The sequence below is a fragment of the Flavobacterium sp. 5 genome (assembly GCF_002813295.1).
Taxonomy (GTDB): Bacteria; Bacteroidota; Bacteroidia; order Flavobacteriales; family Flavobacteriaceae; genus Flavobacterium.
In genome coordinates this window covers 3,701,569-3,718,368 of sequence record NZ_PHUE01000001.1, presented here as the reverse complement: position 1 = coordinate 3,718,368, position 16,800 = coordinate 3,701,569, and the positions used below count along the sequence as shown (strand labels likewise).

The following is a 16,800-nucleotide window of genomic DNA, read 5'->3' as shown; positions in this document are numbered from 1 at the left end:
TTTATTTTTTTAAGTTCTAAGTTGCTAAGCTTTCTATTATAATTCTTTATTTCGCCTCAGATCTGAACTGCGACTTTACTACTGTAATTCACCAACAAAAGTGACAATTGATCTTGCAGGAATCAATACCTTATCTATTTTCTGAATGTTCGCTCTTTTTAGATTTGAATTTTCAGAAGTTACATAAGGAGTTAGTTCGCTATTTTTCAATGTCTTATTTGTTAAATTAAAATTATATTTCTGATCCGATTTTCCACAGTTTACAGCAACAATCACTAGTTTTTTATTTTCAGCATCTTTATAGGCCGTTAACATTACATCATTTGCTGCACCCAGTTCATCTTGATTAGGAACATCAATTCTAAGCATTCCCGGACGTACAAACAAAGAGTAATTGCCTAATGCCCAAAGCATTTTTGAATCATGGAATTCTCCATCATTTCTAACATAATCAGGCGCTGTTCCTCCCTTACTTTTTCCATCATCCAGATAAATCAAACCGTCTTTATAATCTACACGAGTGAGTGATGTCCACCATTGCCATGAAGCTGCATTAGCAACTGCAATATCATTATGTATTAAACGGGCAATAAATAAAGCAGTTTGCATACCTAAATCTCTTCCGCCACCAGCACCTCCAGGGATTTCGGATTCTCCTGGATTTTCCAAAATGCAATATTCAGATTGCCAATATTTTAAACCTGATTTTTGTTTTACATTGGCAGCAATTAATTTTCGACTTAAAACCTGTCTGTCAACTGGCCAAGTGGTAAAATAACTGTGTCCAGAAATAGTATTTTCTACATTAGGAAGTTTAGCAATATTTGTTTTGGTATTCCCAAAAAAGTAATCTATCTGATTATCTCGGTTTTCACCATTTACATTTTCATACAAATAATTAATTTGCCCAGCTTCTCCAATAACAATTTTGGTACTCATTTTTTGAGCTTTTAGCTTATCAGAAAGCGCTTTTGTCAAATCATAAATTTCCTGATTGGTAGCAGGTGTTCCTTCTTGACTATTTTTATCACCATTATTTGCCATCCACTCCCATTGCGGTTCATTTATTGGACTCACATAATCAAACTTAATTCCTTCTTTTTTCTCTAATCCCTGAATACTTTGAACGAAGAAATCAGCAAATTTCGGAATAGATCCTTCTTTCAGATTCAGTTTGTTTTTTTGAGTTGCAAAAGACAATCCGTTATTTGTCATTGAAACAGGCGGGCTGTTTGTAAAAATCAAATATTTTTCGACTCCACGTTTTTTAGCCGCTTGTAAAAACCATCTTTGTCCTTCTTGCTTTGAGAAATCATACGTTCCATCAGCATTTAGGAAACATTCGCTTCTTCTCCATTCATCAGAAACCTTACTGTTTTCTCCTTGCTCCGTACTCCCAGCCCCAAGATTGAATCTCCAAATTGAGAGTCCAATTCCTTTTGGGTTTCCTTCAGCATCAATTTCTTTACTGAACAATAAATCGGCAATAGCGTTCTTTTTTTGGTCAGGCCAATTTTTTCCAACAAATTGGCATCTCCAAGCATCTGAACCTCCAAAACCATCCATTGTTTGTACAACATTATCAATACTTATGGTAGCTGTTCTCTGTGCAAAAGACATAGAACTGATTAACAATAAAAGCGAGACATATACCTTTTTCATTTTATATTCTTTCTATTTATAGCCACAATATTATCATTCCAACTAAGAAGAATCTTCACTATTTACTCACGTCATGAAGATTTCTTCTTTCGTTGAAACGAAATAAATTATGGTAATTTTTATTCTTTTCCTTTGACTTTTTACTTATAAGTCCCAACATAGGTAACTACTGCTCTTGCTGGTATTTCAAAATTTGCAGCATCTACATCAGTTCCTTTTGTCAAGCTTTTAGTATCCGAAGTGATATAAGGTGTCAGTTTATTATTTACTACAGTTCCACCTGAAAGGTTCAGTTTGCGAATTGTTGCAGTTTCACTAAAATTAACAGCTACAATTACCAGTTTTTTAGCAATTTCATCTTTATAAGCAGTTAACATTACACCTGTAGTAGCGATAGCATTATCTACATTAGGTATTTGAACTCTAACCATCCCAGGTTTTACGAAAAATGAAAAATTCCCTAAAGCCCAAAGTATTTTAGTCTCTCTTACATATCCGTCAAATTTGCAATAATTGGCATTTCCAGCTCCATTGCTTGCATTATCATCTACGTGAATTAGACCATCTTTGTAATCACCACGGCTTATGGCTGTCCACCATTGCCATGAAGTAACACCACCTACAGCAATATCTGTGCTTACAAGTCTAGCAACCCAAAGCGCTGTTTTCATTCCTAAATCTCGTCCTGGTCCACCTCCACCTGGAAGTTCAGACGTCCCTGGACTTTCAAGAATACAATACTCAGACGACCAAAGACTAAGTCCTGGAGCAGTCAGTATTTTGGAAGCTGCAGCTTGTCTTGAAGAAATAAGAGTACTCAATGGCCAAGCCTGCCAATAACTATGACCTGATATTGTTTTCTTCACATTACTCAATCCAGCAATATTTTTGGTTGAATTTGATCCAAAGAAATAATCAATCTGATTCGATCTGCTTGCTGAACCACTTATAGTTTTGTATAATGGCTCGTATGAACCTCCTTCGCCAACCACAATTTTAGACTCAAGACCTTTTGCCTGTAATTTTGGTGACAACGTATTTACAAAACTGTAAATATTAGCATTAGTAGCAGGAGAACCTTCCTGACCTGTTCCGTCCCACTCATATTGAGGCTCATTGAAAGGGCTTATATAATCTATTGTTAAGCCGTGTTCTGTTTTCAATTTATCAATAGAATTCACCCAAAAATCAGCCAAGTCTGGCATTTTTCCATCCTTCAGATTATAAAACTCTTTAATACTTGCATGAGCTTTACCATTTCCTGTTAAATATACGGGTGCACTATTGGTAAAAGCCAATAATTTTTCTACACCACGCTGTTTAGCCGCTTTCATGAACCAAACTTGACCAGCTTGCTTACTCATGTCATAAGTAGTACCATCAGCAGTAAAACATTCTGTGCGTCTCCATTCATCACCTATATCACTCGCTTCTCCTTGCTCTGCACTTCCAGAACCCAGATTAAAACGCCATAACGATAATCCAATTCCTTTTGGATTTCCCTGCGCATCTACTTCTTTACTAAATAATAAATCAGCAATATGATTTCTTTTATCTTGAGGCCAATTTTGTCCAATGAAATTACATTGCCAAGCATCAGAAGCTCCAAAGCTTTCCATTGTTTGAAGATTCGCATCCAGATTAACATTTAAATCTTTTGCAGAACTAGTAGCTGGTTCCGAAGCATCAGAGTTGTTATCCGATGAGCAACTAATTAACGATGAGTTGATTAAAAGCAAGCCTGCGAATAGCAGGCTTACTTTATAGTTTTTAATACTATTCATATTAATATCCAGAATTTTGTGAAATTAAACCACCACTTAAATCGATTTCCAATTGAGGAATTGGCCATAATAAATTTTTAGCAGGGTTAAAATTAATTCCTTTGTCCTGCGCTTCTTTCAAATTAGTAGTCTCATAAGGATCAGTAGAACTCAAGTTATATTTAACAAAAGTTCCGTTTGCTCCCATCAAAGATTCTATAACTGGTCTTCCTGTACTTGGATCTTTCTCACGACGGATATCAAAGAGACGCAATCCTTCGAAAGCCAATTCTAAACGACGTTCTTTATAGATTTGTCTCAATAAATTTGGGCCTGCCAAACCTACTTTAGCATCAAGTTGCACACGGGCTCTGATAATATTAATATCTGCCAAAGCTGCTCCGGCATCACCTAACTGATAAGCAGCCTCTGCTCTTGTCAAATACATTTCAGCCAAACGAATCAATGGCACATTCAATGGTAATTTACCATCTTTTTTGTCCAAAGCACGGCGAGTCGCTATAGGAATATAATATTTACGGCAGATACGTCCTGATTTATTGTCGTTCAAACTAAATTTATGAGTTGGGTTTAACACCTCATCACCATAAGCAGCTTCGCCCCATTTAGTAATTGTACTTCTACGACGTACCACATCATTTTCAGAAATATAAGCGTTCTCCAAATCGCTGGTTGGCATACACCATCCCCAACCATCAATAACATCTTTAGCATCATTGCTTGGGAAGTTTTTCTTGTCTTCGCCTCGTGCTCCTGAGAAAGTTGGTAACATGGATCCTAAATTCTTATCCTGTACAGAAGAGGATTGAGCCTCCAAAATTGATTCAACGCCGTTGTGATTATTCACATTCCAGATGTTTAAGAAATTTGCTTCAAGAGCATAAGGTCCTTCCGTGATCACTTTGTTTGAATATAGTTTTGCTTCTGCCCATTTTTCCTGAAATAAAGATACACGAGCTAATAAAGCATAAGCAGCCCATTTGTTTACCCTTCCGTTTCTGTCAACTGTAATACCTTCTAATTTTGCTGCAGATTCTTTAAGATCTGCCTCAATTTGTGCATAAACAGCAGTTACAGAACTACGCTCTAATTTCAAATCAGCTGTACCAAGAGATGTTGTATATAATGGAACTGCTCCAAAGTTATTTACTAACTCATAATAGCAATAGGCACGAATAAATAATGATTCACCTACATATTGATTTTTCTGCGTAGTAGAAAGCGGTGATAAAGCCATTTTTTCTAAACCAATATTAGCCGATTGAATAGTATAATAATGAGCTGTATAGATACTGTTCATCGATCCCATGTTTTCAGGCGTAACAATGTACTGTGCACAAGGTCTGAAAGCACCACTATCCTGTCCAGTATTACCCATCCAGGCATCATCTGTGGCTGTTTCGTTTGTTAATCTTGGTGCCAGCAATGTGTACCAGTCACTTGTTATCAACAATCTACGCGTTAACCCATTTACATAGTTTTCGCATTCTGTTGCTGTTTGAAAGTAGTTTTCTAAGGTTTGCTTTCCTCTTTGCTCTTTATCTATAAAATCTTCGCAAGAAACTGCAAATACAGCAAAAGTTAGTACTGATAATATTATTTTTTTCATGTTTTTTTTTATTAAAATCCTACATTAAGCCCCATCAAGATTGTTGGCTGTACTGGATAATTCCATCCTCCAAAACCTGCTCCTTTAACTCTGTCTCCTTTTTCAGGATCTCCTCCTGCAACTTCAGGATCAACACCTTTATAATTAGTTACAGTCCATAAATTTTGACCTGATATAGACAATCTAAGTCTGTCAAGTCCAAACTGGTTCAGGAATGTATATCCAATTTGAAGGTTTTTCATACGCATGTACGATCCGTCTTCAACGTACAATGATGAAAATTTGGTAAAGTTTTCATTATCGTCATTTTTAGACAAACGGGGAACATTAGTTGAAGTTCCTTCTCCATGCCAAGCCATGTCTTCAAGTCCTGCAACTTTGTTTGTCAAACTTGCACCATTGTACAAATCAGAAATATTTTGATTTACAATGTCATTTCCAATACTTGCATAGAAGTTAGCAATCAAATCGAAACCTTTATATGCAAAATTCAAATTCAATCCCATAGTGTAATCCGCCCATGGAGAACCAATTTTCGTTCTGTCTTTATCATCCAGCTTACCGTCACCGTTTACGTCTTTGAAACGAATATCACCAACTTTAGCATACTGTTGTAATTTAGTTCCGTGCTCATCAGTATGAGCATTCAATTCTGTCTGATTTTGGAATAGACCATCAGCTACATATCCGTAAAAATATCCAGGTTCATCACCTTCAACAGTTAAAGTTCTATTGTTTGATCCATATAATTTTTCGCCATCTGCTGATAAAGAAATCATATCAACGTTAACAGTCGTAAAAGTAAAATCAGCACCATAAGAGAAACTACCTTTTTTATCTTTATAAGACAAAATCAAATCAATACCATTCGATTTCATAGATCCCACATTTGTCCACATAGTTGAAAATCCTGGGAATCCACTATAGGTTGGGAATTGTTTCAAAAACAACATATCTTTTGTTGTTTTTTGATAGTACTCTAATGTTCCTGAAAATTTGTTTTTAAACAATCCAAAATCAAGACCAAAGTTAAAATCTTCTACAGTTTCCCATTTGATGTCTTTGTTTGCCATAGAAGAAGGGTAAGAAGTATCTACAACTTCACCACCAATAACATAATAATCTTGTCCAATATTTGACTGATAAACAGCATCTGGTAAATTTTGATTACCTACTCTACCCCAACCTGCTTTTAAACTAAGATTATTTATCACAGATTTTGTGTTATCCATGAATCCTTCGTTAGAAATTCTCCAAGATCCAGATAGAGATGGGAAATTAGCCCATTTGTTATTTTGCATAAATTTTGAAGAACCGTCACGTCTGAAACTACCTGTCAAATAATATTTACTATCGTAATTATAAGAAAGACGTGAAAGATAAGATTGTAGAGAACTAGACCAGCTATTACCCGCGCTATTACGGTTTTTAGTAGCTGCATTTACCTCTCTCATCAAATCAGAATTATTTGGAACACCTTCTCCATACCCCCAAACATCATTCCCATTATACTCTTCCATTGTAGCACCTACCATTAAAGATACATTATGTTTATCAGCAAATGTTTTGGTATAGGTAGCTGTTGTTTGCCATGTCCAGTCATGATTAGTAGTGTTTTTTCTTTCAACACTATTTATTTCTGCTTTTTCGTGTGCAGCATCAATTACGAAATCAGGTCTAAAAATACTTTGTGTTTTATCACCTACTTCAATAGATCCTTGTGTACGGAAAATCAAACCTTTGATTGGTTCATATTGTAAATATGCATTGGTGTTCAAATTATACTGATCAGTATAATCATCGTATCTCGCCACTGAGGCTACTGGATTCCAAACATACGATGGAGAACGTGCATAGATGCTGTATTCATTTTCTGTACCGTTCAATTGATCTGCTGGTTTATAAATTGGAGTAATTGGATCAATTTTATCAAAATCGGCCCAGTTCCCTGGTGAACCCCAAGTTTCAAAACGAGGATTTAAAGTAATTCCAACAGAAACTTTATCTGAAAACTTGAAATCATTAGCAATTCTTGCTGTAATTCTTTCCCATCCTCCAACTCCGTAAAAAGAGTCCGATTTATAATAGTTCAAACTTGCCGCATACGTATTTTTTTCAGAACCTCCTGTTACTCCAATAGAAGCATTACGCACTGGTGAACCTTTTTTTATTCCTGTACCCCACCAATCGGTAGTTTTGCCTCTGTATTGTTCTGCATTTGGCAAATACTCAGAATATCCAGAATTAGTATATGCTTTGTTCATAATATTTGCATAGCTTTCAGCATCTGCCATATTATAAGGATTATTCACCATTTGAAAACCATTACTCAAATCTACATTGAACTTAGGTTTTCCAACTTTACCTCTTTTGGTAGTAATAAGGATAACACCGTTTGAAGCACGAGAACCATAAATAGCACTTGCAGAAGCATCCTTAAGCACATCCATAGATTCAATCTCATTGTTACTCAAAAAGTTGATACTAGTTCCCATTGGGACACCATCAACAACATAAAGAGGATCTGTGCTAAGATTAAGAGTAGAAATACCACGAATCAATACTCTTGGCTGAGCTCCTGGACCTCCTTGTCCTGTAACTTGTACGCCTGCTACTTTTCCTTGCAATGATTCGGTAACATTACCAACTGTCATGGTTTGAAGTTCTTTCCCTTTTACAGAAGATATTGATGTAGTTACATCTTTCTTTTTCATTGTTCCATATCCAACGACTACCACTTCCTCTAAGCTTTGACCTGCTTGGTCCAAAACAACATCAATAAAAGTTCTATCTCCAACAATTATGGTTTTACTTGTAAAACCCATGAAAGAAAATACAAGTTGGGAATCTTTATTGGGAACTACAATAGAGAATCTACCATCAAAATCGGTAGAAATTGCTGTCCCTGTCCCTTTCAAAGCAATATTTGCTCCTGGAATTGGTAAAGAACTTTTGTCCTTTACCAATCCTTTTACTGTTATCTGCGCAAATGTTGTTGCACTGCACAACACGGCTATAAATAACCATATAAATCTATATTTCATATTCAGATATTTTTATTTATTAAATGTTATAACTAGGCTATAACAAACTATTTTTTTGTTATAAAGGCTCTCTCCAACTCAGTATCAACAATAACTTTATATACTCCTGCCGCCGCTGGATATGCTCCATTACCGTTTTCTCCTGGTGACATAGTTGCAATACCGTTATTAATTAATCTCCATTGTGGATTCCACCACTGACCTGTGAAAGTAATTTTCACCGTTGATCCTGTTAACGTAATCTCTCCAACTAATTGATATGGATTATTTGGATTATTAACTAAATGTAATCCAGTATTTGTCCATGCATTCCAAGTATCCCAGTTTGCATCTTTAACTCCTTCGCCACAAACACTTACAAAAGGTCTTCTAAGCGCTTCGTCATCATGCCATAATCCATTAGCAATATCTGCCCAAACTTTACTTGATGGCGTATATTTTTCTACTGAATAAGCCATTGTATTTGGATTCACTTTTATTTTATAATACCCTTTTGTTGGTAAAACAATTGGAGCCCCAGTTACATCATCTTTTAAATTTCCTGATGCATCTAATCCAAAACAATGTGGTGCAAAATCAGACTCTTGTCCTAAGAAATAAACTTCTTTATTATCTGAATCCGCATAATATTTAAATTCGAAATCCTGGCCATTTTTCTCATGGAAATACATAGGAACACCCGCAGCATCTGTTGTTAGATTTGTCCCTTTTGGTTGGTCACATAAATAAATAGCTGGATATTCGTTAGTAGCAACAACATTAATATTTAATGATCCTGTATTTGGTATCGCAAATTTATCTCTTGCAGTAATTGTCAATACATAATTAGCTGCCGTTACTGGCAATAAATATGTTTTGTTGAAAGTATATGACTGAGGTGAATCTGTTAACTGAACCATTTCATCGATACCTAAAGCAGCACATTTTACCTGAACAAAATCAATACCTGAATCATCATTAACTGTAAAATTAACTGGCATTTCATTACTTGTTGACAACAAAATAACAGCTCCTTCTTTTGGAGTTATCATCGTAATAGCGGGAGCATCAAACTCTCCATCTAATCGCAAATTAATGTCTTTATCAATAGAATTATTAGAAACGTCAGTTACTGTCAATTTGATTTTGAAAGCTTCTGATGTTCCTCTATCAGCAGGAATTTCAAAAAAATAGCTCAAATCATAAGTTGTAACCAAAGGATCTGTTCCAAATGCGATTACTTTATCTAGTGCTAATTCTGGTATTTGAATTCGTACACTCTTTAATCCTAAATCATCTGCTAAAGCTGCTTTAATTTCAAATTTTCTGTTAGGCGCTCCGTAAATTTCAGTTGTTCCAACAACAAGCGTAGGGTTTTCTGAACTTGGAAAATCATCTTCATTATCTTGACATCCCGTAAAAAGGATTGCAAAAAAGGCAAGAAAAAATAAAAATTTAATTTTTTTCATCTCTTTAATTTTAAGGTTATTTTTTTTTTGGTTTTTAAAAATTGACATTGATACAATTTCAATATCATCACGTAGTCTAATTAAATTATTTTATCAATCTAAGAATGTATTAGTGGGTTGCATAAGCATTTTATTTGCTAATTGCTTTACCGTTATTTGCAATACTTCATTGCAATAAAAAAATAAGTTTTTGGTTTTTGTCATAGAGTTTTCTTTAGGTTATTTTTGTTTCTGGTTATTTATAAGTGTCATTTGTACATTTTTAAAATTGGCAAAAAAAATTACTCAATTGATATAGTATAACTATAAGAATATTGTTTAGCCGTCAATCTATAAGGCTCATGTGGAAGTTTCCCCCAGCTATCATCACCACCAACTCCGCGTTGTGCAAGATCTACATGAAAATAAATTTTGTTCTCTGGATGCGCATCGTTGGTATGACGCTGATCCTTTGTTAATCCTGGATCAATACTTTCTGTAGAAACATTCATAGCACTAAAACTTAATGCCTGATCTCCTGTAACTTTAATCCCTTTTCCAGTTTTATTAGTTAGTTTTATCCAACGAGCATCAGTTTTGTAACCGCTTTCTTGTGGGCGGATATAACTCCAGGTAAATTGATTTTTTACATTATCATCATAGATCCCCATAAAACTGGCAGTATTTCTATCTGAATAATTTTCCCATGGTCCACGTCCATAATATTGTAAATTTTCATAATCCGAAGCCAATTCCATCCTCATTCCAAAGCGCGGCATTTCAGGTAAATCTTGAGTTCCTTCATTTATACTTGCTGTAATTTTTATACTTCCATTATTTTGAATTAAATAAGTAACGGTATAAGGTACTTTTACACTTTCAAGTAAATAAGTGGCAACAATTGGTAATCCTTCTGGAGTCATTTTTCCAACTTTTACGCTTTCAACTTTAGCATTTTTATGTGCTTCACGCCAAACTGATAATTTTTTTGGAGCTTGATTACCAAAGTCATTATCTGTTGGAGCTCTCCAGAAAAAAGGGATTGGAAATGCTGTAATTGGCTCCTCTCCGTTTACTGTTTTATAACTGCTAAGTATTCCTTTTCCTAAATCAAAAGTTCCGCTTGTGCTTTTTGCAGAAAAAGTTAGAACATTATTTTCCTCAGTATATTTAAGCTTTCCTTCAGCAACAGTACTTTTTACAAAATACTTTGCCTCATTAACTTTAAATTGCTCTCTTGCTATTTCATGACCAGTAGGTACCAATGGAGTCCCTATTTTAGTATATGCATAAACACTTAAATAAAACTCTGAATCATTTGTAATTTTCAAATCAATAGGAATCGAATTTTCTTGACCTGGCGATGTTGTCAAAGCGAAGCTTCCATCTTGTACTTTTTGACCATTTTTCAATAACTCCCATTTGAAATCAAACTCAGAAAGATTTAAATACTGGTATTTGTTTTTTATAGTCAAGCTTCCATTTTTATAATCAAAAGCGATATCCTGATATACTTTCTTCACTTCTTTTAATCCAGGATGAGGAATACGATCAGCACTTACAAGACCATTTGCACAAAAATTCTCATCATTATGCATGTCTTTACCACCAAGATCTCCACCATAAGCAAAAAATTCTGTTCCTTTTTCATCTTGTGTTTTCATTCCTTGGTCTACCCAATCCCAGATACAACCTCCTTGCATTTTTGGACTCGAAGCAATTATATCATAGTATTCTTGAAAATTACCATTACTATTTCCCATAGCATGACTGTATTCACACATTATAAAAGGTCTTTTCTTGTTACTGGCAGCATAATCTTTCATGTATTGAATACTTGGATACATTGGTGCTACTATATCTGTATTTACATCTTCCAAAGCTTGCTCAAATATAACAGGACGTGAAGGATCACGTTGTTTAAGCCATTTATAGGCTTCATGAAATACAGCACCATTACCACACTCATTCCCCATACTCCATAAGATAATTGAAGGATGATTTTTATCCGTTTCTAGCATACGCTCAATACGATCCAAATGTGCTTTCTCCCAAAGAGGTAAATAAGCCGGATGAAGATTTTTATCAAACGGACTTTGCCCTTCGGCACCCATACCATGAGTTTCTATATTGGCTTCATCTACTACATAGAAACCAAATTCATCACACAATTCATAGAAATAAGAATCATGAGGATAATGACACATTCTAATAGTATTGATATTATTTTGTTTCATAAGAGACAAATCTTTCATCATCAATTCTCTGTTTGGAACGTGACCATTGATTGGATCATGCTCGTGAATGTTCACCCCATTTACCATAATAGGCTTCCCATTAACCATAAGTTGAGCATCTTTAATCATCACATTACGGAAACCTGCTTTACCAGTTATAACTCCGCTGTCTCCTTTTTGTCCTTCCCATTTGATAATGTAACGATACAAAACTGGTGTCTCATCACTCCATTTTTGAACATTATTCAAAGTAGTATTAAAAACCAAATTATTTGAATTAGCCGAAAGCTTTTGATTACTTGTATAAACCTCTTTACCTGCAGCATCTAATAATCTTAATGTACAATTACCATCAGCTTTTGACTTTGAATTATTTCTTTTAAAATCAACTTTTACAGATAATAAACCATTGATAAACGATTTATCAAGATCTGCTGTAACCTGATAGTCTGAAACTGATAAATTGGGCTGTGCTTCTAAAAACACATCACGCTCTATACCGCTAAGACGCCAAAAATCCTGATCTTCCAGATAACTTCCATCATGCCAACGGAATACTTGTACGGCAAGTGTGTTATCTCCTTTTTTATTAAGTGCAGAAGTGATATCAAATTCGGCTGGTGTTTTACTAGCTTTAGTCATACCGACTTCTTTACCGTTCACATAAACTCTTGCATAACCTGTAATTGACCCAAAATGCAAAATCACATCTTTACCATTCCAATTTTCAGGAACTGTAAACGTTTTGCGATAACTTCCAACTGGATTATAGTCACCTCCTATAAAAGGTGGATTTTTAGGAAAAGGATAAATAATATTGGTATAAATAGGAATATCAAACCCTTTCATTTCCCAATTGCTTGGTACTGCAATATCGCTCCATCCTTTATCATTAAAACTAACTGCATAAAAATCCAAAGGTCTTGCTGCTGGATTCTTTACAATGTTAAATTTCCATTGTCCATTTAAAGTTTTATATAAAGATGATTCTGTTGGATTTCCTTTGATTGCATTTTCTTCATTATTATAAATTACAAAAGAAGCATGTGGACGTAGTTTATTGCGGTCAATTTGTTGAGGGTTTTCCCATTCATTTTGTTGCGCAGAAATAAACTGTGTTCCTAATAGAAATAAACAAGCGATAATTTTCTTCATTATATATTCTTTAAATTTTCTTTTATTCTTTAAACCTTGAGATATCCAATTTCAGTTTCTAGTCCTATTTTAATCAAACCAACTTTTTATTATTAATAACAGTGCCATTTTTAATGTTCCGAAATCGATACCTTAACTATATAATAACATATTTATCTAATTGATAATAATACCCCATTAAAATAACTATAAGTGCAAAGTAATGGTTAGTTCTAAAGTTTCAGGAGGGGTAAAATGGAAAAAAAAGGAGGTCAAAATCGTAATTAACCATTATTTATGACTAATTTTTAGAAATTATAAAAAAATAATTGCTTTTTTTTAAACAATATTCAATTTTTGAAAAATATCTGTTTTTTAGCTAAAACGTTTGAAATTCATCAACGAATAGCTTATTTCAAGCCAAAAACAATTAAATCCTCAAAAACAATCCTTAACACATTGTAAACATTTTATCCATTTACATCAAATTATATGTATTTCCCTATTTAAGTATTAATCGATTTTGTTGGCACTATACTTTTATTATTTTGAAAAATATCTCTTTTATTTACATTTGAATTTCCAGATGTTTCATATGATATTAATTCATTTTTCAACAAACAGCCACTTAATTTCAATTTATATGTCCGTTATGTTTCGCTCAAATTAATAATAACATTGACAATACTTTTTGACACTATCTTTATAAGCTTTCATCAGTATTTCATCTGATTCATTATTTTTACGTTCATTTAAAACTCCTAAACAAATCATTCCTGAACATACAAACCACAAATAGTTTTCAAAAAGGCATACTAATTTTGATCATTTACCAGCAATACCGAAAAATGACGATGTCAGATAATTACTTTTTTTATTGGAAAGGTTTGCAGTTCCTTAGCTATCAGAAAGAGATACTGAAGCGATTATAAAAAAAACAAATCCTCTTACAAAAATTAAATTATTGTAGTCAGATTTGTTTTTGGTAGTTATGAATTTTTAGATTCCTTGTGTATAATTTTGAAAAACAGAATTTGCATTCTCAAATTTTGATCTATTACAATAAGGCATGTTAATAGATACTTTTTGCGCCTTCCTTCCTTTTTTCTTTTTGATCAGCCAATATAGATTTTAAAATTTCAGGATTTTTTATCGCTTCGGGATTAAACGAAGAACTGTTCATGTATTTTAAAATCGAAATCAGCATTTGTTTTGCAACTGGGCGTTTATCTAAATCTGTTGCTAAATCAAAAGAAGCAATTACCAGTTTCCCCGATTGTACACTTCCTTCAAAAAGAGATGCCAGTCTTCGGTTATTTGCAAAATTGTCTACCATTTCTACAATCGGATTTCCTCCTTCGATTTCATCTGTAATCATCGTCGTTGAATTCACATTCAAATCCCACCATTGCCAGTCTGTATTCATATCTGTCGGAAAATCGGCAAGTGCTTTGTTTGATGGATCACAAAGTACACCCATTGTACCCGCCTGTTTAGGAAAATGAATCGGACTCCAAAATACAGGAACAAATTTTCCTTCAATGCCTTTTATCTTTTTCCAATCTGGATTTAATAATACTTTTTTTCCAGCGTTAAGCAATTTATATGCTTCATCCAGATTTTTGGTATAAACCACTTGCCCATAATCAATAGTTTGTTTTTCCGGATATACCCAAATATTCCATTGATTATGATATGCAGTTCCTTTCAGATATACATTTATAGTCAATTTGGTAGCCTCTGTAATTTTCTGAAGACTTTCATTTAACTCCAATAATTTATGATTATAACCAATGCTAATTGTCGTTTTTAAACTTCCTGAAGCCACTATGGTATTAGAATCAGTAATACTCCATTCTATTTCCTGATCTTTTAAAACTGCATCAGAATAATTACTTACATCCAAAGAAGCCGTAAAGGATTCATTGTTTAAATAAGTTGCTTTATTAAACCGTATTAAAGGCACAACAGGAGCTGAAAACTGTCTAAAATCTTCTGCTGTAATCAATCCTTTACTATCCCAAAAAGCATCTAACAAGCCTACTAAAGCCGTTCCTTGTCCAGGAAAATCATGCAGATCAAGTAACTGAAAACCGCTTATTCCTGCCGTTTTTAATGCTCTTTCGATTTCTTCTTTATATAATAGTACAGCCAATTTTCCCGAAGCTTTTGTATAATCAGCTGCTTTATTGATTAAGCCTTTACGTTCCAGGTCTTCCTTAACCGACATGAAATTGATTGGTTCCAAAACGCCAGTGTACTTAGCAATTTCATCAATTTTAGGATAAACAGCATACTGACCAATTTCATGGGTAACCAAAGGCACTGTCATCCCTTCAACAGAAGCTGCATAATCTTTATTGAACGTTGGAGATTCACTGTTAAAAACGCCTTGTCCGCGAACCCATCCTTTTTTAGTCCATTGTGTAATAAAAAAATCATCATCAGATTCTGGCCAGTCTCCATGTCCTTTCTCGAAAGTAAAAGAAGTTGTTGTATAAAGATGCCTATCATCCTGAACTCTTAAACTGTTCATCAACTTTGTCAAAACTGTCATATCTCCCTGTAACTCATTCCCCATCGACCACATACAGAAGGATGGATGATTTCCATATTCATTAATCATGCGCTGAGCTTCGGCATATAAAAAGTCTGTTGTTTTTTGATCTTCTCCAATTTTTAGTACCCAGACTGGCAATTCGACCTGCAAATAAAATCCCATTTCATCTGCCACTTCAAATGCTGCTTCAGGCGGACACCAGGAATGAAAACGCAAGTGATTTAATCCCCAGTTTTTAGCCATTCCAAAAACTTTTCTCCATCCTTCTTTGTCCATCGGAGCATGCCCGGTAAGCGGAAAAATATCACATTCTAATGTTCCTCTTAAAAATACTGGCTGTCTATTAATAGTCAAAACAGAACCTTTTCTGGAAAAGTTTCGCATACCAAAATCTACAGAAGTATTGGATATGTTTTTTCCCGCTTTTAATTCGGTAGTTAATTCATATAATTCAGGTGAAAACTCACTCCAAAGTTTTACGTCTTTGCCCATATTATAGTCTACTTCAACAAAAGATTCTCCCGTTTTTATCTGGATTTCCTTTTGAAGTGCTGCTACCGAAATTTTAGTCTTTTTATTTACTGCCGTAATGCTTAAAATTCCTTTTGCATTTTTTGTGCTGTTGTTAAGCGTCACCTTCACTTTTGTACTACTAGCATTAATATCAGGCTTCACCTGAAGATTAGTAATATGGATAGCATCAAATGCTTCAATTTCCATTTTACCAATAATTCCATTCCAGATGATCTGTGTTTCATTGGTATAAGCATGCGCCATATTATCAACACTGATATCAAAAAGTTTACGATTATCAACACGAATTGTTATGCGGTGCGTTTTTCCGGCTGTTAGATATTGACTAAGATCAAAATAATGCGGTGCAATCAGGCTGTTTTGTTCTCCTTGTACTTCTTTGCCGTCAATCCAGACATTTGTTTTCCAGATTACACGTTCCAGCTTTAGTATAAACTCTTTCCCTTTCCAATTATCCGGAACTGTGATCTCGCGGGTGTACCACGCAGCGCCAAGATAACTGTGCTTTCGGGTTAAATGACTCATTTGAAGTTTCTCCAAACTTGGTTTTAAAGTATTAGCCACTCCAAGGCCTGCATCATCAGTAGTTCCCGGCAATTTTATCAGTTGTTTAAAACTCATGTTCTGCCAGCCGTTTTTCTGTCCAATATCGGCGCTGTCCAACTGAACAGTCCAGTCGCCGGCTATATTCATTACCTTCTTGTCGTCAGAATCCCATGAAGTGAGAAAAAGAAATAACAAAACAGCTGTTATGATAGGTTTGATTTTCATTTGATTAAATTTTATAATTATGATACTGTAAACAACAA

7 protein-coding genes are annotated in these 16,800 nt (G+C 34.5%); all 7 read right to left on the bottom strand.

From position 1 onward, the window contains the following. Positions 1–78 precede the first annotated feature (78 nt). The 7 genes from CLU82_RS15555 to CLU82_RS15525 all read right to left on the bottom strand — a co-directional run bounded on the left by CLU82_RS15555 (position 79) and on the right by CLU82_RS15525 (position 16,762). Positions 79–1,662: a glycoside hydrolase gene (locus CLU82_RS15555; protein ID WP_100843950.1), complete on the bottom strand. Its 1,584-nt coding sequence runs from the start codon at positions 1,660–1,662 to the stop codon at positions 79–81. Positions 1,663–1,802: 140 nt separating this feature from the next. Next, positions 1,803–3,446 (bottom strand): glycoside hydrolase, encoded by a 1,644-nt coding sequence (locus CLU82_RS15550; RefSeq protein ID WP_100843949.1) that lies wholly within the window; start codon positions 3,444–3,446, stop codon positions 1,803–1,805. 1 nt (position 3,447) lies between these two features. Then, positions 3,448–5,055 carry a RagB/SusD family nutrient uptake outer membrane protein gene (locus CLU82_RS15545; protein WP_100843948.1) on the bottom strand — a complete coding sequence of 536 codons (1,608 nt, stop codon included), beginning with the start codon at positions 5,053–5,055 and terminating at the stop codon, positions 3,448–3,450. 11 nt (positions 5,056–5,066) lie between these two features. Then, positions 5,067–8,099: a TonB-dependent receptor gene (locus tag CLU82_RS15540; RefSeq protein WP_100843947.1), complete on the bottom strand. Its 3,033-nt coding sequence runs from the start codon at positions 8,097–8,099 to the stop codon at positions 5,067–5,069. Positions 8,100–8,146: 47 nt separating this feature from the next. Then, positions 8,147–9,547, bottom strand: a complete 1,401-nt coding sequence (locus CLU82_RS15535) for a hypothetical protein (protein WP_100845051.1) — start codon at positions 9,545–9,547, stop codon at positions 8,147–8,149. Positions 9,548–9,828: 281 nt separating this feature from the next. Further along, the gene (locus tag CLU82_RS15530; RefSeq protein ID WP_100843946.1) at positions 9,829–12,918 is read right to left on the bottom strand and encodes a glycoside hydrolase family 2 TIM barrel-domain containing protein; all 3,090 of its coding nucleotides are present in this window, start codon (positions 12,916–12,918) and stop codon (positions 9,829–9,831) included. 1,051 nt (positions 12,919–13,969) lie between these two features. Next, entirely contained in the window at positions 13,970–16,762 is a 2,793-nt protein-coding gene (locus CLU82_RS15525; RefSeq protein ID WP_198520231.1) for a sugar-binding domain-containing protein, read from the bottom strand. Between the last annotated feature and the right edge of the window lie 38 nt (positions 16,763–16,800).